Origin of the sequence: Anaeromassilibacillus sp. An200 (genome assembly GCF_002160025.1) — a bacterium.
GTDB classification, from domain to species: domain Bacteria; phylum Bacillota; class Clostridia; order Oscillospirales; family Acutalibacteraceae; genus Caccousia; species Caccousia stercoris.
In genome coordinates this window covers 1-19,126 of sequence record NZ_NFJU01000008.1, presented here as the reverse complement: position 1 = coordinate 19,126, position 19,126 = coordinate 1, and the positions used below count along the sequence as shown (strand labels likewise).

The window sequence follows — 19,126 nt, the reverse complement described above, 5'->3', positions numbered from 1 at the left end:
GCATGAGAAAAATTCTCGCACTCTTTTTATCCCTCGCTCTCCTTCTGGGAACGGCTATGCCTGCGTTTGCCGCCACCGGCGAGGGAAATATCGATGGCGGTGGCGGCAACATGGGCAGCGGCAATTCTTCAAGCTATTGGAATCCCGGCATGGACGGTGTGAGAGTTACAGTGATAAACGCTGAAAGCCATGCTGTTGTGACAACGCCGGTTGATCTCACCAACAAAACGCCCTCTACAGGTATCATCCACTTCGGGAAGGTCTGCAAACTCACATATAACGGTGGTGCGTCACTATCGCCGGTTGTGGGCGGTTATTCTTATCGAAATCCCTCCCAGAGTTTACCCAGAATCATTTCCTCGGGGTCATCTTCGGCCAGCATTGAGGCCATCCGAAGCTACTTCACGGATGAACAGGTCATTCGTTCTCTGGCAGGTTATGTCGGCATGGACTTCGATACATTGGTCAATGGCGACTACAAAATCATCATCGAGCCGATTGCATACCTGAATTATGACGGACAGCAGTTTGCAATGACAGCCACCGAAGCTGCTTTGTACGACCAGGTGGTCAGCGGTGACCTGCGCTATTGGATGGGATCGCTGACCCATCAGAATCTCCCGCTCGCTATCTTCCTGGAGGAAGCTGACCTCGGGTATCCTGCGTGGTCAGGCAGCACTACCAGCAAGGTCAGTAACGAGCAGATCATCTCCTCGCTGGGGATCGGCATCGTCCGCTTCAACGATGAGGTGGAGGAACCGGAGGTGGATGAGTTTGACTACGAATACCGGGTGGACACCGATGTCATTACCTCGGTGGAGGTGTCCGGCGGGCAGTCAGACCCGGACAACCCGGTCACCGTGCAGTTTGTGATCGAAGGCAGCACCTATACCGTCAGCAATGTGTACTATCCGGACGGCGACAGCCAGCTGATCTGGGTAAAATGGCATACCCCCGATGAACCCTGTGTCTGCACCATTCAGGTCAGGGTGCTGGGCGGAGGCACGGCACAAAGCACCATCACCGCCAACATTGTGGATCTGGACGGCAACGACCCGCCCAATCCCGTGGCCGACGACCGAAACGACACCTTCACCCTCGTGGATATCCCAGAGAAAGAAGAAGTGTCCTCCGCCTCCTGGGGCATCTGGTCTCCCTGGTGGCAGGAGAATTGGGTGTGGGTTGAAAACTGGGAGAAGTGCTGGCACACGGATCGGTGGACGGACAGCGAGGGCAAATCCCACACGGATCGCTGGTACCACTGGGTGGACAACGGCTGGTGGGAGGATCAGGGCTGGTGGGAGTTTGACTATAACGCCTACACAGCCAGCCTGACGGCAACCATGGTCATCACGCCGGACAGCCTGTCGCCCACGGCATCTTCCTCTGCGCTCAAGAGCGGATACGGCATCCAGCAGAGCGTTACGGCCAGCGTCAGCACCACGCAGAGTTCTGCCGTAACTGCGGCGCAGAATGCGGTGACCTACTTCCCGGAGTTCAACTACGAAGGCTTCTGGAGGCTCCTGGACCGAAGCATCAGCGGCAAACGCTCCACCTTCACCTTCAAGGACAACCCCTACAGCACCTATAACCGGCCGACCCATTTCACACCGATATGGTATCCCGATGGAAGCTATACGCCGTACACCTGGCTCCTGGACTGCTGGACGCCGGCGGGAATGCTGTCGCTAAACCTGACGGACTCCCTCCGGATTTCCGGCGACCTTTGGGAGGACTGGCATATCGCCCCCACAACTTAATAATACAATGGAGGAAATCTATGCGTAAATTCAACTATAAGCGCCTAATCGTTATGCTTGTCGTGGTCTTGGCAATGACCTGCCTCATGGCGACCACAGCTCTCGCCGCAGGTACCGGGGATGTGGCCGGCGCCGTCGAAAGCACCTGGTCCACCGCATCCACTCAGATCAAGTCGGTGGTAGACAATGTGGTGTTTCCCGCCATCGACCTGATCCTTGCCGTATTCTTCTTCGCCAAGCTGGGCACCGCCTACTTCGAGTACAGAAAATCCGGCCAGTTCGAGTGGGCGGCTCCCGCCATCCTGTTTGCCTGTCTCGTGTTTACCCTCACTGCGCCCATGTATCTCTGGAGCATCATTGGAATCTAAGGAGGGTATATGAACTTTTTCGAACAGGAGCTTCACAAGATCGTTGCCCCAAAGTATCCGGATGCTACCTATGTAGGCCGGGCCTGCTATGTGAGTCTCGATGAGCTGAATCGGGCAAAAATCCAGTTCGTCACCGGGATCGTGGCAAATCAATACCGTGCCCTTCGCATTTCCATTCTGAATCGGAACGAGGGCCAGGTGGATGTGCTGCTTCTGAATCTTTCAGATATCCTTGGCAAAAAGCAGACCAGCAACCCTAACTTCAAAAGTGGGATCACCCCCTACATCTGGGATGACTATGGGAAAGCGGATTGGTATGTCTACCATCCCAACAGCCAGGACTACCAGCAGCTCACGGATGCGGTGTCGGATTATTTGGAGGTGTTTCAGGAGCAAACCCAAACCGCTGACCCCCAGTGGCAGCAGACCATGTAAAGAACTGACCCAGGGGCCGTACCAGCTGTACGGCCCCTGGCCTTTTATCCCAAGCAGTTGGTGCGGCCTCACACCGAAAAGAGGTGAACGAACCATTGTTTATTTGGGATTTTGTTGCCGACACCATCCTCGGTCAGATCGTGGATTGGATCTACGGTCAGGTCATGGGCTTTCTCGGAAACTTTTTCGCCGAGATGGGCAACATGGGCGTCGAGCTGTTCGAACTCAGCTGGGTGCAGAGCATTGTACTGTTTTTCTCTTATCTGGCCTGGGCGCTCTATGTGACCGGTCTTGTGGTGGCCTGTTTTGAGTGCGGCATCGAGTATTCCTCCGGCAGAGGGAACCTCAAAGAAACTGCTCTGTGTGCCATCAAGGGCTTTATGGCGGTGAGCCTGTTTACGGTTGTGCCGATTCGGCTCTATGAGCTTTCCGTTACATTGCAGGCAAGCCTCACCGCGGGGATCACAGGATATGGCACCTCCATCGGCGAGGCGGCAACCGAGATTGTGGATTCACTCAGTGGCATTGATTCGCTGACTGGAATGACCACCGGCTCATACTTCGGCTTTGCTTCCATCACCAGCCCAATCATGCTTTTATTCTGCATCATTCTGATGGCCTACGCCGTGATAAAGGTTTTCTTTGCAAACCTGAAGCGCGGCGGCATTCTGCTCATTCAAATTGCAGTGGGCAGCCTTTATATGTTCAGCGTCCCACGCGGTTATACGGATGGTTTCATCCAATGGTGCAAGCAGATCATCGGATTGTGCCTGACCGCCTTCCTGCAATCCACCATCCTTATCGCCGGACTCATGGTATTCAAGGACCATGCGCTCCTTGGCCTTGGTCTGATGCTGTCCGCCGGCGAGATCCCCCGCATCGCCGGAGCCTTTGGCCTGGATACCACCACAAGAGCCAATATCATGTCTGCGGTCTATACCGCCCAAGCCGCAGTCAGCACCACAAGGACTATCGTTCAGGCGGTAGCCAAATGAAAACTCTGACGATGGGCAGCCTGTTTGATGGGATAGGGGGATTCCCACTGGCCTCCATTCACAACGGCATTGTCCCTGTGTGGGCAAGCGAGATCGAAGCCTTTCCCATTGAGGTGACAAAGATTCGTTTCCCCGACATGGCACATGTGGGCGACATTACAAAGCTTGACGGAGCAAAGCTGCCGCCGGTGGACATCATCTGCGGCGGCTCGCCCTGTCAGGACTTATCTGTGGCCGGAAACCGTGCCGGTCTCTCCGGTGAACGCTCCGGTCTTTTTATGGAACAGGTTCGAATCGTAAAGGAGATGAGAGATGCGGATAGACAACGAGGCCGAGCAGCTCTCGATATACGACCTCGATTTATGGTGTGGGAGAATGTTCCAGGAGCCTTCTCCAGCGGAACCCCAAAAGGAGAGGATTTCCGGATCGTCCTCGAGGAGATCGTCCGAATTAAAGTCAGTGGTATTTCAGTCCCTCGACCTGACACCGGGCGCTGGGAATCTGCTGGGCGAATTCTACTGGGAACTGATTTCTCCCTGGCGTGGAGATGCCTCGACGCTCAATACTGGGGTGTCCCCCAGAGAAGAAAAAGAATCTTCCTTGTCGCAGATTTTGCAGGACGATCCGCCGGACAAATACTATTTGACCAGGAAAGCCTGCCTGGGCATCCTGCGCAGAGCCTTTGAACGCGGGAAAGAGCTGCCCCGAAAACTCAATCGTGCGCTGGAGATCCAGTCAGGGGTTGCTCCGCCGGATGGCAGATCCACCCCGCTGGAGGCATACCATATCAACCAGCGTGATGAAGGCATCGATCTGCACGGAGTTTCCGGTGCCCTGATGGCGACAAACAATATGCAGATGCAGACCTTTGTTACCCAGCCGGACGATGCGGAAATCGAAGGGTTCGATGGCTATAACGGTGACCTGACTGGCTCGGTCGCGGCCACCCTTGGCGTGAACTGCGGAATGTCCACTGGCCGCAACGGCCTTATACAGCCGATTGCCTTTGCCGCAAATCAGCGGGATGAGGTCAGAGATCTGCACGATGTGGCCGGAGCCTTGGGCGCCCAGCCAGGAATGAAGCAGCAGGCTTTCATCGCCGAAGGGGTCGTGGCGAAGGGAAACGGCGATTGCTTCCTGACGCCGGAACGGCACACATCCCTGAGTGCAGGCGGCGGTCAGGCCGGGCAGGGGTATCCCTGTGTCCTGACTGCTGGCTTTTCTGCAGGAGCTGGAGCCTCTGCCGGAAGCATCGGCTACGGCGAAGAACTCGCCCCCACGCTGAAAGGCAGCGCCAGCGGAAACTGTATGCCATCCATCTTATGCCTGAACGACCAAGGCGGCAGCGTGATGGAGTGCAGCCTGGACATCACAGGGACACTTCGAGCCCAGGAACACGGGCATCAGCCCTTGGTCTACGAGAACCACGGCATTGATTCCCGCTACACCGGCCCCCATCGGGTCGCTCCCACCATGTCCGCACGGTATGGTACAGGCGGCAACAATGTCCCGCTTGTGGAGCAGGAGCAAGTATTCTGCATCACCGGAAACGCCATCGACCGAAAGCCTGAAAACGGCGGCAACGGGATCGGCTATCAGGAAGGCATTGCCTATACGCTGACTGCTACCGACCACCATGCCGTGTTCAGCAGACAGCGAGTCGACATTTTCAAGGACGGTGAGGTAACCAGTACCCAAAGCGCACGCCAGCATAAGGATGCCACAGACCTGGTGCTGCAGGGCACAGATCAGCCACGGCTCATCCGCAGGCTGACGCCGTTGGAGTGTGAGAGGCTCCAAGGGTTTCCGGACAGGTGGACTGACATTCCCAACGCCTCGGACTCTTCCCGGTATAAGGCGCTGGGCAACAGCGTGGCCATTCCATGTGTGGACTATGTCCTCCAGGGCATTGCTCTGGTGCTTCTCGCCGGCTGAGCCATGCTTGTTGCTTATGCTTCGTTTGCAGCTTGCTTCTTCGTTGGGTTCTGTGAATAGCTATTTCACTCCGGTCACAGTATGCTTTGCTTACAAAATCAGAGAAAGGAGCCACCCATGGAAGCAAAGAAGAATCTCTGTGGTATGATCCCGGAAAATTTACATGCCAAAGCTATCGAGGAAAAGGAACAGCTTGGCCTCAAGACTCTGGGTGATTATGTGGAGTTGGTACTCAAAGAACGCTTCGAAGGAGGAAAAATCACCATGGCAGCAACCAAGACTCTCGCATTCCAGATCACCGAGGAGCTGGATCAGCGGCTGAAGAATTTCATCGCCGCAGAAAAGAAGCACGGCAGGAAAATCACGCAGAAAGAATTCGTCATCGGACTCATCGAGCAGGCGCTGGATGCGTATGAAGCGCAGAACCAGCCCGCAGAGATGTCTGAAGAATAAAATGCCGCACCGACCGCTGGGGAGAGCATCCCCAGCGGCTTGTTTTTGGAGGTGAAATACCCTGTACATCTACCCCGACAACCTGACTGCCAAGGCCATGATGTGGCTTTGGGAGCTCAGAGATGTAGGCGTCATTGGCGTAGGGCTTCTGGTCTCTATCCTGGCGCTGACTCAGACCGGAATTTTTATCCCGCTGGTGTTCACGGCGGTCTATGCCTTCCTCAGCATCCGCTTTGATGGAACCAGCATTCTGGATTTCATTCGCTATGCGATTGCCTTCCTGATCACCAAACAGCAATTCTATGAATGGAGAATGTGATATGTTCCATGCCGACACGACCTTTGAAAACGAGGAGATCATCGGCCTGCCGGAAGTTGAGGAGCGAGATCTGTCCGCCTCCCTGACGCTCCGGTGGAGCCGGAAGCGCAAGCGGTGGGAGTGCCACAACGCCTTCTTCTGGCAGGATGCCAAGAACAAGTGGAGCTGCCGCAGCCAGGACGGCAGATATTATTATGGCTTCCGCAGCCTGCGTGCCCTGCTGAAAAGCTATGTGGGCGGCCTTCTGTGCGAGAAGTCCCTCTGCTACAGCGCCAAGAATGCCAGGGCAAAATACTGGTTCAGCCAGAACCCAAGGCGGGTGACCTGCTGTGTCACCATGCGCTGTACCGGCTTTTTCCCGCCCAGCTTTCCCCAAGGAGGAATGAAGCTATGAACAGAAAGAAAAAAGAGAATGCCGCCCAATCCACCCGGCAGCTCATGGGGATCGATGGTATCAAGGACTATTGCATCGCCACCCGCATGGGCGACCTGGTCTTTTTCATCATCAAGCCCACCAACATCAGCGTCCTGTCCGATTCCAGCATCAGCGCAAGGATCTACGCCCTGCTGAATGTGGTCAAGGGGCAGGCGGAAATTGAGATGCTGGCCCTCAACTCCAAGGAGTCCTTTGAGCGAAACAAAAACTTCTATCAGGAGCGCATGGGCAGTGAGGAGCTTCCTGCAATCCGGCGGCTTCTGGAGCAGGACAGCAAGCATTTGGATCGCATCCAGGTGCTGATGGCTTCCAGCCGGGAGTTTTATATCATCATCCGGCTGCGAAGCGAAAAGGAAACGGATGTGTTCCCGTATCTCAGCCGCATCGAGCAGAGCATCAATGACAATGGGTTTACCACCCGCCGCGCCACCGAGCAGGATCTCAAGCGGATGCTGGGCGTTTATTTCGAGCAGAATGTGACTACCGAGAAGTTCGAGGACTACGACGGCGACCGCTGGGTCATCGTGGGCGAGTAAATCAATTCATCACAGGCCGTGGAGGTGTTCCACTCCATGGCCGGGATGCCTCCACGGAGAATAGGAGGCATCCATTTTGGCAAAGAAAGCGAAAAGACCTGTTCCGCAAGGCTGCGAGGAGGCATCCATCAAATCCTTTTTGGATATGATCGCCCCCTCTGTGGTCAGCTTCATGCCGGATCATTTCATCTGCGGCAACACCTACCGCTGCGTCTGGGCGCTTCGTGAATACCCGACCAGCACGGATGAGCAGGCCATCCTCCGGCATCTGGGAGAAAAGGACGGCGTCACCCTGCGGATCTACACCCGGCAGGTCACTCCGGCTGAGGAAAAGCGCATCATTCAGAACGCCGCCAACAAGAACCGCCTGAACAGCTCCAACACCAACGACCTGCAGCAGACGGTCACCGCCGAGAGCAACCTTCAGGATGTGGCCACCCTGGTGGCCACCATGCACCGAAACCGTGAGCCTCTGCTCCACTGCGCCGTGTACATCGAGCTGACCGCATCCGACTACAACAACCTCAAGCTGCTCCAGACCGATGTACTGACGGAGCTGGTGCGGAGCAAGCTGAATGTGGATAAGCTCCTGCTCCGTCAGCAGCAGGGCTTCCGCTGCGTCAATCCCTGCGGTCACAACACATTCGGCATCCAGTTTGAACGAGTACTGCCCGCCTCCAGCGTGGCGAATCTCTATCCCTTCAACTACTCCGGCAAGCTGGATTCCAAGGGCTTCTACATCGGCAAAGACAAATACGGCAGCAACATTCTGGTGGATTTCGACCAGCGGGATGAGGACAAGACCTCTGCCAATATCCTGATCCTTGGCAACTCCGGTCAGGGCAAGTCCTATCTCATGAAGCTGCTCATTCTGAACCTGTTGGAGTCCGGCAAGTCCATCATTTCTCTGGATGCTGAACACGAACAGCAGGAAATGTGCGAGGCGGTGGGCGGCTGTTTTGCTGACCTCATGGCCGGACAGTACATCATCAATGTGCTGGAACCCAAGTGCTGGGATGATGGTGGTGACCCCAACGCCACCGATGCGCCGGAGGCCTTTCGCAAAAGCACCTTGCTGGCCCAGCACATCTCCTTCCTGAAGGACTTCTTCCGGGCCTATAAGGATTTCAGCGACGCGCATATCGATACCATCGAGATCATGCTGTCCAAGCTGTATCGGAAATTCGGCATCAACGAGCAAACCAACTTCAGCCGGATGCGCCCGGAGGACTATCCCATCCTTTCCGACCTCTATGATCTCATTGAGGAGGAGTTCAAGACCTACGACGCTGGTCAGCACCAGCTCTACACCCAAAAACTCCTGCAAGAGGTATTGTTGGGACTGCACTCCATGTGCAAGGGCGCCGACGCCCAGTTCTTCAATGGGCATACCAACATTACCTCCAGCCGCTTCCTGGTGTTCGGTGTCAAGGGAATGCTCAGTGCCGCCAAGAATGTCCGCAACGCCATGCTCTTCAATGTACTGTCCTTCATGTCCGACAAGCTTCTGACCGTGGGCAATACCGTGGCAGCTCTGGATGAGCTGTATATCTGGCTGTCCAACCCTACCGCCATCGAGTACATCCGAAACTGCCTGAAGCGTGTACGGAAGAAGGAATCGGCGATGCTGCTGGCCAGTCAGAACCTGGAGGACTTCGATCAGGAGGGCGTCCGCGAGATGACCAAGCCCCTGTTCAGCATCCCGCCTCACCAGTTCCTGTTCAACGCCGGTTCTATCGACAAGCGGTCCTACATGGATATGCTCCAGCTGGAGGAGTCGGAATACAATCTAATCAAATTCCCGCAGCGCGGCGTCTGCCTGTACAAGTGTGGCAATGAACGATATCTGCTGGAGGTTCACGCCCCGGCCTACAAGGAGAAACTCTTCGGATCGGCAGGTGGTCGCTGATGGCGGTACCTGCGGCAATCGCAAAGGCCGCCGCCATGCTCCTCACCAATGAAAAGACTCGGAAAGGTGTGGGCTGGATTCTGGTAGCAGTCTTTTCACCGGTCATTCTTTTAATCGCCTTGCTCTGTTCCCTTGGCTCAGGCGGGGCGGAGCATAACAACTACTCGGTGGAGGCGTGCTTCTACGGAGCGGAATTTTCCACAGAAGTTCCGGCGGAGTTTCGATATCACATCGAGGAAATGCGCTCGGCCTTTTCTCTTCTGGATTCGGCGGTGTCCTCGGCCAACGGGCAGATGGACAGCGGCAACAGCCTTGACCCAATCAGAGTCAAGGCTGTTTTTTATGCCCTCTGCTTTGGGGAGGACGCTCCGTCCACACGGGCGGCGAACAGCTTCGTGGGGTGCTTCTACACCACCGAAACCCGAACACGAACCGTGGAAGTGACCCTGGCGGACGGGACAACAAGTACAGAGGAAGAAGAATACACCGTCGCGGTGCCGGTCTCTCTGTCCCAGGCCTACGCCAACCTGGAAGCCCATCTGGGCAGAGAGATCACGGAAGATGACAAGAGCAACATCGACCATATCTATACCATGATCGCAGGGAGCGCCGGGGGCGGCAGCTACAGCGGCGAGTATCTCAGAGGGGATGGGAGCAGGATAGAGCTGGATATCTCCGCCTTCACCGATCCAACCACCAAGAACGCCGCAGACCTTGTAACCTACGCCATCCACGCCTGGGAATCCGGCTGGGGCTATGTCTGGGGAACATACGGCAGTGTCCTCACCGATTCGCTCTTCGCCTACAAGCTGGAGCAGTACCCTGACGGTGTCGGCAGCTATGCGGACTTCATCCGTGCCAACTGGCTGGGAGGCAGAACCACAGACTGCGTGGGCCTGATCAAAGGGTACGGATGGCTCAATCCCGACACCATGACTATCGAGTATGGAACCAACGGGATGCCGGATCTTGGCGCCAACCAGATGTATTATAACGCCTCAGTATCCGGAACCATCGACACCATGCCGGATATCCCCGGCCTCGCTGTCTGGCATGACGGCCACATTGGCGTGTACATCGGTGACGGTTATGTGATTGAAGCTATGAATACCAAAAAAGGTGTGGTGAAAACAAAGCTGGAGGGTCGGGGCTGGACCCACTGGCTGCAGATCAAATACATCAACTACGACTGAGAAAGGAAGTGCCAATGAAGCAAGTGAACCTGACCATCACCTTCGACGAGGAGAAGCTCTCTGCGCTCAAACGCTATATGGGCAAGAAGGAGCTTGACCTGGACCGTGAGATGACGGATGCGCTGGTGAAGCTCTATGAAAAATATGTGCCCGCCCCCGTGCGGGAGTATATCGATGAGAGCGATGTAAGCGCCGCCGCTCCGAGCAAGTCTCGGCGCAGCCCGAGAGCCGCCGCACCGAAGCCTGACCAGGAACCGGAGGTGATCCAGTGAACAAAGATGAGATCGCCTTGGATTACAAGAAAGAGCTGAAGAAGCGGATCAGCGCCGACTATGAGCGCCGGGTCAAGCAGTGGATGGCAGCCGATCCCTCTCAGCTGATCGATGCCGCTGAGGAGATCACCGCCGCACGGTTGATCCGTGACAATATCGAGGACGCCATCAATGAGGAGGACGCCAGATTTCTGCTGGGGCTGGACGAGCCGCTGGATGAGCTGGCAGACCGCTGGATTGCGGAGAATGGTCTGGATGCCTCCCATGGTGAGGAGCTGCTCCACTGCGTCTGGACGCTTCGGGAGGAACTGTCTGATGACGCAGGCACACGCACGGTTCGTGATTTCCTGGCCACCCATGTTGGCGGCATCTTTTCCCTGATGACCCCGTGCGGCTTCGTGCCTCTGACCGCAGCCCAGGCGGAAGGACTGATGAGCGGCCAAAGTGCCGCGGCGCATCCCGGCGTGCCCGGTATCACGATGTCGCTCTCTGCCGATGAGCTTCTCAGTCAGACGGTCAACAGCGCCAACTACGCAAACGGCGTGTGGCATCTCCTGACCGAGTACCCTGAGATGAAGCAGTGCGGGCCGGAAATGGGAGGAATGCAATGAGGGGCCGTGAGATCACACTCTGGCTCGATGAGCGATGGTACGACGCTCTGAGCAAACAACTGAAGGGGGAAACACTGGAGGAGCATCTGGAGAATGTCCTTGATGAAATGTGCAACCAGCTTCCTCAGCGGGAGTACGAGCGCATCAGCCATGAGCTCTGGGCGGAGCAGCAGGCGGAGAAGGAGGCTCGGGAGGCCGCACGGCGCTTCGCTGTCTTTCATGTCACGGAGAGCGGCAGCTCCGATTATATTTTGGCCGAGGAAAATCTTGAGCTGCTCCGGGTCGCCTGCCGTCTGCGCAGCTACATCCGCAAGCCGCCCGACGAAGCGCCCCACCGCTTTGTTGAAACGCTGCCGCGCACCCAGCGGATCTATCAGGTGGAGTTCGACTCCTATGTGTCGGAGCGGCTGGACAACACCGGTCGGGTGGTGGGTGTCTACGACATCGACCTCGACAACGGAGATATGGAGGCCGTCAACATCATGGATGGCTGGAAGCGGTTCAGAATCCGGGATGTGAGCACCGCCGCCTACTTCGCCATGAAGAAAGGCAACGCTGCGCCGGATGAAAGATGGCGGATCTTCCTGGACCGTCTGGAGGAGAGAACGCTCATCCAAGAGCCGGAACCGGAATACCTCACCGGCAGTCGGCGGCTCTGCGCCGAGGACATCTCCTTCGCCGAGGACATTATTCAGAACGACAACCTGCTGGAGTTCTACATGGAAGTATCATTCAATGCGGATGAAGTGTTCGGTACCGATGTCTGCACCTCCGAAAATGACGACTGGCTGAACATCTATGCCAACTACGATCTGGATGCCCGTCGTGTCTGTGACACGCTGGAGGTGTATCTGCAGCGTGGCAACGGCGACGAGGAGGCATTCAAGTACCGGCTCTGCGCCGAGGAGCAGGCTCTGCTCCTCCTCAAGATGAACACCTACTGTCAGGAGCACTGGGGCCAGAGTCTGGAGGAGTGCAGTGCAGACTATCTGGCGGAGCAGAGTCAGGAGTCCCCGGAGATGCAGATGTAGCCCCCGTTGCCCCCTGTGAGCCGCTGTGTGCGGCTTTCAGCGGGTAGCCGACCGTGTACCCCACCCCGGAGAAACAGGCGGGATTTGGGCCGCTTTCCAAGAGGGCGGAAAGCTGACGAAAGCGAAGCAGGAGAAAGAGCCGGAGACAATGCCGCCCCCGGCTCTCCCACTTCTGCCCGCAGTGCGGGCAGTTTCCGGCTTTTCGCAGCGGGGACAATTCGGCGGGTGGAAAGAGCTGCTGGACCCTATGATGCGGAAAAGCTCCGCTGTGGCAAGGGTTTTCAGCGGGGACTTGACGAAAAAAGGAGTGGTTTTACTGAAGTCCGAAAGCAGAAAAACGAAGAAGGGGTTTTGGATCTCTGAGGATCTGGACGAGAAGGTAGACATCTACCTGCGCCTCGACAACTGCGCCAGCCGGAGTGAATTCGTGGAGAATGCGCTCCGGTTTTACATCGGCTATCTGAACACGAAGAACGCCGGCGCCTTCCTGCCCGAAGCACTCTCCGCCATGCTCACCGGCACTCTGGACAATTTTGCCGGACGCATGGGCTCGCTCCTGTTCAAGCAGGGTGTGGATCTCAATGTGCTGGGGCAGATCATCGCCTACGACACCGACATCGACGAAGGCGAATACCAGCGTCTGCGGGGACGCGCCATCCGGGATATGAAGCGCACCAACGGACGTATCTCGTTCAAGGATGCGCTGGACTTCCAGAAGTCGGTGTAACCCATGGCGAAGCTCGTACAGAAAAGCGGCTACATCAAATCCGAAAAGGCCGGCGGGTACATGAAATACATTGCCACCCGCGAGGGTGTGGAGAAGCTGACCGGCAACGGTCCCGTCACCAAGGGACAACAGGAGCTGATCCAAAAGCTCCTGCATGATTTCCCTGATGCCGTGGAGCTGTTCGAGTATGAGGATTACCGTAAGACGCCTACCCTTGGTACCGCATCAGCCTTCATCACCATGGCGCTGGATGCAAACCTCCACGAAATAAATTCTGAGAGCGGATACCTGTCCTACATTGCCACCCGCCCCCGTGTGGAGCGCCGCGGGGCCCATGGCCTGTTCAGCTCCGCCGCCGCAGTCGACCTTGACGCGGCCATGTCCGAGCTGGAAGCTCACGACGGAAATGTGTGGACCATCATCTACTCCCTGCGCCGTGAGGATGCTGCCCGGCTGGGGTACGACAATGCGGACGCATGGCGCGGCCTGCTCATGATGCACGCACAGGATCTGGCCAAGGCCATGAAGATACCGGCTGATCACTTCCGCTGGTATGCGGCTTTCCACAATGAGGGGCATCACCCCCACATCCATATGATGGTCTGGTCAGATGATCCGAAGGAGGGCTTCCTGACCAGGGACGGTATTGCGGCCATGCGCTCCAAGCTGACCAACACCATCTTCCGGGATGAGATGATCCAGATCTACGAGCGGAAGGATGTTGCCTATAAAGAGCTGATCGAAGCGGCGCAGGATACCATGCGGGAGATGATTCAGAAGATGGAGCATCAGCTCTGCGACAACCCCGTCATCGAGGAACAGATGCGCCAGCTGGTGCAGGCGCTGGAAACCACCACCGGGAAGAAGCAGTATGGCTATCTGAAGAAACCGCTCAAAGCATTGGTGGACACCATCGTGGATGAGCTGGCCCAGCAGCCGGAAGTGGCGAAGTGCTATGAAACCTGGAATCAGATCCGGGATGAGCTGAACGAGTGCTATGGCAGCCGCACACCGCGGCAGCAGCTCCCGCTCTCGCAGCAGAAAGAGTTCCGCCGGATCAAAAACGATATTATCCGGGAGGCCGAGAACATCCGCCTCGGCCTCCCGACTTTTGAAGATGAGAAGATGCAAGATGAGCCGGAAGCGGCACATGAGGAGCAGCAATCCAACAGCGTATATGAACAGGCTCGACGCTATCGTGCCGCCAAAACGGTCCTGCAGGATGTCTATGCGCTGGACGAAGAACACGCCGAAGCCGTCCGGGCGCTGGAACAGCTCTGGGCGGAAGGATACACGATGGCGGCGCATCAGCTGGGAAAGTTCTACCGGGATGACCTCTCCACCATGCGGGATCATGAAAAAGCGGAGCGGTGGTTTCGCTTGTCCGCAGAGGCCGAAAATGACTTTTCGGAATACGCACTCGGGAAGCTCCTGCTCTCTCAAAAGCGTACCGGGGAGGCAGTGCGCTGGCTGGATAAGGCCGCCCGGCATGGGAATCCGTTTGCCCAATACCGCCTTGGAAAGCTCTGTCTCACCGGCGAGTCCGTAAAGAAGGATGTGAGAAAAGCTCTGGAGTACCTGACTGCCGCCGCCAGACAAGGAAACCCGTTTGCTCAGTACACACTTGGCAAGCTGTATCTCCTGGGCCGGGATGTGGAACAGGATCGGGAGCAGGCCAGGGATTGGTTCACCCGCTCCGCCGCCCAGGGCAATGAATACGCCCAATTTTTTCTTGACCGCTTTGACCAGTTTCGAGATCCGTCCGTCATGCTGGCGGCAACCAAACTGCTCCACCACATGGGCAGGATCTTCCGGGACAATTCCATGCCGCCTCGCAATCCGGCAGGGATTCGCATCGATTCCAAACGGCGCAAGCGGCTGACGGAAAAGCGGATGGCCATGGGCCACAAGGCGGATGATCATGAGGAGCAGGTATCCTATCAGCAGACCATGTAACAGGAGGAACCTATGTCGACCTATATTCATTTCACAGATGAACAAAAGCAGCGAGCCGCCTCCGTTGATCTGGAGGAGTTTCTTCGCTGCCGTGGCGAAAAGCTCCTTACCTCCGGCAGAGAGAAACGGCTTGCCCGAGACCATAGCGTCACCATCCGCGGCAACGAGTGGTACGATCATGCCGAGGAGCGGGGCGGTCACGCTGTCAGCTTCGTGCAGCGGTTTTATCACCTCAGCTATCCAGAGGCGGTGACCATGCTTCTGGGGGGTGAGATGGGAACGGTCTATCCCTCTGCCCAAGAACGGGTTGAGGAGCCGCCGAAACCCTTTGTCCTTCCGCCGGCCAATTCCAATATGCGCCGGGTCTATGCCTATCTGGTCAAGCACCGGAATATCGACCGGAGCGTTGTGGCGCACTTTGCCAGAGAGAAGCTGCTGTATGAAGATGCCGATTACCACAATGCGGTTTTCGTGGGTACGGATGAAGATGGCGTCCCCCGCCATGCCCACAAGCGCAGCGCCAACAGCTTCGGCAAAGCCTTCCGGCTCAATGTGGAGGGCTGCGATCCCCGCCACAGCTTCCACCATATCGGCACAGATGGGAGCCTCTATGTGTTCGAAGCTCCCATCGATATGCTCTCCTACATCACGCTCCATCCGGAGAACTGGCAAAGCCACAGCTATGTGGCCTGCTGCGGCACCTCCATTCAGCCAGTGCTGAAGCTGCTGGAGCGGCAGCCGCAAATCAATACGGTCCTGCTCTGCCTCGACAATGACGAGGCTGGTCACCTGGCCAGCCGGCGCATGAAGGAACAGCTGGCAGAGAGGTACACGGTGGAAAGGCTCATTCCCGCACACAAAGATTGGAATGATGATCTGACCGCTGAGGAACCGTCCTTCACACAAGTCATGCAGTAAATAACAACAACGCACACCACTTCCTGTTCGCCCGAAGTAGGCCGTAATAAGAGTGATGTGCGCATTCAGAAGTATGGAACCGAGCAGGAAGTGGTGTGCCCTGAAAGGGGTTAACCATGCCACACCAAGTCCTGATTTTGTTAGCGGCCGGCGGGCTGATGTTCCTGGTCATCGGCTGCCTGGCAGCCTTGTCTCACTACTATACCCTAAGCGGGATCAAATCCAAAACGGTCGGCGACGGCCAGCACGGCACCGCGAGATGGGCCACAGCCAAAGAGATCCGGCAGACCTATGCCCATGTCCCCTTCGAGGTGAAGAAATGGCGCAGCGGCCAGAACCTGCCCACGGAGCAGGGGCTGGTGCTGGGGTGCAAGGGTAAGAAAGGCGAACTAACCGCCCTCGTGGACAGCGATGACATCCACTGCCTGATGATCGGCGCTTCCGGTATCGGCAAGACCGCCTATTTTCTCTATCCCAATTTGGAGTACGCCTGCGCCAGCGGCATGAGCTGGCTGGCGTTGGACAGCAAGGGCGACCTCGCCCGCAACTACGGTGCCATCGCTAAGAACTGCTATGGGTATCAGAATGTGGCCGTGATCGACCTGCGAAATCCCACCCGCTCCGACGGAAACAATCTGCTGACGCTGGTCAACCGGTATATGGACATTGCCCGGAATGACCCGAACAATCTTGCGGCCCGGGCCAAGGCCGAGAAATACGCCAAAATCCTGTCCAAGACCATCGTCAATCCAGACGGCGATGACAGCAACCGCGGCCAGAACGCTTTCTTCTACGATGCGGCGGAAGGGCTTCTCACCTCGGTCATCCTGATGCTGGCCGAGTTCCTGCCGCCTGATAAAGACCACCCCCAGGAGCGCCGGCATATCGTCTCCGTGTTCAAGCTGGTACAGGATCTTCTGGAGCCCAGCCGGGTCAAAGGCAAGAGCCACTTCCAACTCCTGATGGCAAAACTGCCGCCGGACCACAAGGCGCGGTGGTTTGCCGGCGCCGCCCTCAACAGCGCCGAGCAGGCAATGGCCTCCGTCATGTCCACCGTGCTGTCCCGCTTGAATGCCTTTCTGGACAGCGAGCTGGAGCAGATCCTGTGCTTCGACAGCGCCATTGACGCTGAGAAGTTTGCTTCGGAGAAGTCTGCCATCTTCCTGATCCTGCCGGAAGAAGACACAACCAAGAACTTCATGGCCGGTCTCATGATCCAGAACCTGAGCCGGGAGCTGTTCGCTGTGGCCGATGAGAACGGCGGCAAGCTGAAAAACCGGGTGGTGCTTTTCTGTGACGAATTCGGCACCATGCCCCCGTTTGATATACTGCCCCTTTTCTCCGCTGGACGCTCTCGCCGGTTAACGCTCGTGCCGATCATCCAGTCCTTAGCGCAGCTCGAAAAAAACTACGGGAAAGAGGGCTGCGAGATCATTCAGGACAACTGCCAGGACACCATCTTCGGCGGCTTTGCACCCAACAGCCAGACCGCCGAAGTGCTGTCCAAAGCCCTGGGCAGCCGCACCGTCCTCTCCGGCTCGGTGAGCCGTGGCAAGAACGATCCCAGCCAGAGCCTGCAGATGATGGAGCGCGCCCTGCTGACGCCCGACGAGCTGAAATCCATTCCCAAGGGCAGCTTTATCGTCATGAAAACCGGCACTCATCCCATGCGGACCCGGCTCCAACTCTTCTTAAACTGGGGCATTACCTTCGGGGAGCCGTATGTGGTGCCGGAGAGAGCCAACCGAGCGGTGGCCTATGCCAACCGGGTGGATCTGGAGCGGAATCTTCCGCAGCTCAGTGAGCCGGAGGAGATGGACGAAAGCCGCGGCTATGCGGTATCCAGCCGGGGCGGCATCGCCCATGCTCCGGCTCAGGAGAGGGCTGTAAAAAGAGGAAAGCAAATGAAGACATTCGGAGAGGAGGAACGATGAGTTACTTCGGAACGATTTACGCCGACACTGAGCTTCCCTCCAGGGCGAAGGCGGTCTATATGTACCTGCGGGATCGCTCCGATGCCGAGGGAAAGTGCTGGCCGGGCATTAAGACCATTGCCTCGGACATGAAGCTGTCCCGCTCCACGGTCAAGCGGGCGCTGCACGATCTGGAGCAGCACGGCTATCTGAAAAAGGCTTCCCGGCACAGGGCAAACGGGAGCAGCACATCAAATTTGTATATTATCCTGTAAGGAGTAGGTTTTTCAAATGGATGGTCACTTCATTACCTTAACGAAACGGAATGCTTCGTCTGGCCCCTCAGAGTCATTACCATCCATTGGCATCTGCGAATCTGCATGATGTGCCGTAAAAAACTCCACGATGTGAAAGCCGCATTTATTGACATAGAAATGAATATTTCTTTTTTCAAAGTATGGTGTATAGGTTTCCCATACAACTGTTTCTGGATGAAGTGCCTCCACGGCCTGCCACGCTTCATAACCAATACCTTGGCTGTGCATCATTGGAGAAGTAAATAGGATCTCCAGATGGTTGTGTCCCGTCATGTGGTCGATTTTTAGAATCACTCCGCCGACCTTTTTTCCGTCGACTACAATGCGATAAGTCTCGTTGTCTGCTGCATCAATACACTGCTCAATCGTTTTGCGGGAAATAATCTCACCATCGCAGTTTAAGTGGTCATCCCTTTTCCCAAATTCCAACAGCGCCCCATATTTGAATGCCCATTGATTATCTAAAATGAATTGTTCTCGATCTTCTTCTGAAAATGGGATGAGTCGGACTCTTTTCGTATTCATTCTGTGTAGCCTCCTTAAAATCTAAAATAAAAAAGCTCGGCTATTACACAAATGTAATAACCGAGCTCACTCGACATCTTATCTGACAGGCGGCCTGCAAGCATTTTGCTTACGATCCCCTACACTACGGTGTACTGTCCTCCGATGATTTGCCTTCATTATAAGTAAAAATATGCAAAATTGCAAGCGCCATAATACTGATCCCACGCCAGGGGAGAGATGCGCATATTTGCTGAACCCAGGGGTGGTTCATTGTGAACCACCCAGAAGGACTCACTCTAACGGAGCTTTAGATCAGAGAAAAGATATCCATGTGAAAGAAACTGGCGGTAGAATTACGGTTCATCGACATCCAGGCAGTATCCGACTTCCCGCACGGAGCGAATGTAGAACGGGGCATCTGGATTAGCCCGATACAGCTTCTCGCGCAGGTTGCAGATATGAAAACCTATCGTATTGTTTTCGTTTCCTGTAGTGAAATCGCCCCAGACCTGTTCGTAAATCTGTGCGTAGGTCA

Annotated in this window: 22 protein-coding genes; 20 read left to right on the top strand and 2 right to left on the bottom strand. The window is 56.2% G+C overall.

The window, feature by feature from the left end; translation table 11 throughout:
• Positions 1-2 precede the first annotated feature (2 nt).
• From B5F35_RS05580 to B5F35_RS05490, 20 genes are all read left to right on the top strand, one after another.
• Positions 3-1,760, top strand: a complete 1,758-nt coding sequence (locus B5F35_RS05580; RefSeq protein WP_087238889.1) for a DUF8193 domain-containing protein — start codon at positions 3-5, stop codon at positions 1,758-1,760.
• 20 nt (positions 1,761-1,780) lie between these two features.
• The gene (locus B5F35_RS05575; RefSeq protein WP_087238888.1) at positions 1,781-2,128 is read left to right on the top strand and encodes a DUF3852 domain-containing protein; all 348 of its coding nucleotides are present in this window, start codon (positions 1,781-1,783) and stop codon (positions 2,126-2,128) included.
• 9 nt (positions 2,129-2,137) lie between these two features.
• Positions 2,138-2,563, top strand: a complete 426-nt coding sequence (locus B5F35_RS05570) for a hypothetical protein (protein ID WP_087238886.1) — start codon at positions 2,138-2,140, stop codon at positions 2,561-2,563.
• Positions 2,564-2,658: 95 nt separating this feature from the next.
• Positions 2,659-3,558, top strand: coding sequence for a conjugal transfer protein TrbL family protein (locus tag B5F35_RS05565; protein ID WP_087238884.1), 900 nt, complete (start codon positions 2,659-2,661; stop codon positions 3,556-3,558).
• Positions 3,555-4,244, top strand: a complete 690-nt coding sequence (locus B5F35_RS19145) for a DNA cytosine methyltransferase (RefSeq protein WP_242969411.1) — start codon at positions 3,555-3,557, stop codon at positions 4,242-4,244. Before B5F35_RS05565 ends, B5F35_RS19145 begins: the two co-directional genes overlap by 4 nt.
• Positions 4,159-5,493, top strand: a complete 1,335-nt coding sequence (locus B5F35_RS05560) for a DNA cytosine methyltransferase (RefSeq protein WP_442856431.1) — start codon at positions 4,159-4,161, stop codon at positions 5,491-5,493. The genes B5F35_RS19145 and B5F35_RS05560 overlap by 86 nt, the downstream gene beginning before the upstream one ends.
• Positions 5,494-5,610: 117 nt before the next feature.
• Complete coding sequence (locus B5F35_RS05555; RefSeq protein ID WP_087238882.1) at positions 5,611-5,946, top strand: hypothetical protein; 336 nt, start codon at positions 5,611-5,613, stop codon at positions 5,944-5,946.
• Positions 5,947-6,007: 61 nt separating this feature from the next.
• The gene (locus tag B5F35_RS05550; protein ID WP_087238880.1) at positions 6,008-6,265 is read left to right on the top strand and encodes a hypothetical protein; all 258 of its coding nucleotides are present in this window, start codon (positions 6,008-6,010) and stop codon (positions 6,263-6,265) included.
• A gap of 1 nt (position 6,266) precedes the next feature.
• On the top strand, positions 6,267-6,659 hold the full coding sequence (locus B5F35_RS05545; protein WP_087238878.1) for a hypothetical protein: 393 nt from the start codon (positions 6,267-6,269) through the stop codon (positions 6,657-6,659).
• Positions 6,656-7,237: a hypothetical protein gene (locus tag B5F35_RS05540; protein ID WP_087238876.1), complete on the top strand. Its 582-nt coding sequence runs from the start codon at positions 6,656-6,658 to the stop codon at positions 7,235-7,237. Before B5F35_RS05545 ends, B5F35_RS05540 begins: the two co-directional genes overlap by 4 nt.
• 145 nt (positions 7,238-7,382) lie before the next feature.
• Positions 7,383-9,146, top strand: coding sequence for a VirB4 family type IV secretion system protein (locus B5F35_RS05535; protein WP_087239056.1), 1,764 nt, complete (start codon positions 7,383-7,385; stop codon positions 9,144-9,146).
• Complete coding sequence (locus B5F35_RS05530; protein WP_087238874.1) at positions 9,146-10,339, top strand: hypothetical protein; 1,194 nt, start codon at positions 9,146-9,148, stop codon at positions 10,337-10,339. The genes B5F35_RS05535 and B5F35_RS05530 overlap by 1 nt, the downstream gene beginning before the upstream one ends.
• Positions 10,340-10,353: 14 nt before the next feature.
• Entirely contained in the window at positions 10,354-10,611 is a 258-nt protein-coding gene (locus tag B5F35_RS05525; protein ID WP_087238872.1) for a DUF6103 family protein, read from the top strand.
• Positions 10,608-11,222, top strand: coding sequence for a hypothetical protein (locus B5F35_RS05520; protein ID WP_087238870.1), 615 nt, complete (start codon positions 10,608-10,610; stop codon positions 11,220-11,222). The genes B5F35_RS05525 and B5F35_RS05520 overlap by 4 nt, the downstream gene beginning before the upstream one ends.
• The gene (locus tag B5F35_RS05515) at positions 11,219-12,253 is read left to right on the top strand and encodes a hypothetical protein (RefSeq protein WP_087238868.1); all 1,035 of its coding nucleotides are present in this window, start codon (positions 11,219-11,221) and stop codon (positions 12,251-12,253) included. Before B5F35_RS05520 ends, B5F35_RS05515 begins: the two co-directional genes overlap by 4 nt.
• A 25-nt stretch (positions 12,254-12,278) precedes the next feature.
• A complete protein-coding gene (locus tag B5F35_RS05510) occupies positions 12,279-12,980 on the top strand; it encodes a hypothetical protein (RefSeq protein WP_087238866.1) in 702 nt (233 codons plus the stop codon).
• Between the two features lie 3 nt (positions 12,981-12,983).
• On the top strand, positions 12,984-14,936 hold the full coding sequence (gene mobP3, locus B5F35_RS05505; protein ID WP_087238864.1) for a MobP3 family relaxase: 1,953 nt from the start codon (positions 12,984-12,986) through the stop codon (positions 14,934-14,936).
• A 12-nt stretch (positions 14,937-14,948) separates the two neighbouring features.
• The gene (locus tag B5F35_RS05500) at positions 14,949-15,854 is read left to right on the top strand and encodes a DUF3991 and toprim domain-containing protein (RefSeq protein ID WP_087238862.1); all 906 of its coding nucleotides are present in this window, start codon (positions 14,949-14,951) and stop codon (positions 15,852-15,854) included.
• A 116-nt stretch (positions 15,855-15,970) separates the two neighbouring features.
• On the top strand, positions 15,971-17,788 hold the full coding sequence (locus B5F35_RS05495) for a type IV secretory system conjugative DNA transfer family protein (protein WP_087238860.1): 1,818 nt from the start codon (positions 15,971-15,973) through the stop codon (positions 17,786-17,788).
• Positions 17,785-18,042 (top strand): helix-turn-helix domain-containing protein, encoded by a 258-nt coding sequence (locus tag B5F35_RS05490; protein WP_087238858.1) that lies wholly within the window; start codon positions 17,785-17,787, stop codon positions 18,040-18,042. Before B5F35_RS05495 ends, B5F35_RS05490 begins: the two co-directional genes overlap by 4 nt.
• 24 nt (positions 18,043-18,066) lie before the next feature.
• Here B5F35_RS05490 and B5F35_RS05485 read toward each other — a convergent pair whose 3' ends face one another.
• Positions 18,067-18,609, bottom strand: coding sequence for a GNAT family N-acetyltransferase (locus tag B5F35_RS05485; RefSeq protein WP_087238856.1), 543 nt, complete (start codon positions 18,607-18,609; stop codon positions 18,067-18,069).
• A gap of 335 nt (positions 18,610-18,944) precedes the next feature.
• Positions 18,945-19,126 (bottom strand): winged helix-turn-helix domain-containing protein (locus B5F35_RS05480; RefSeq protein WP_140401153.1); only part of this gene is annotated, 182 nt, incomplete at its 5' end.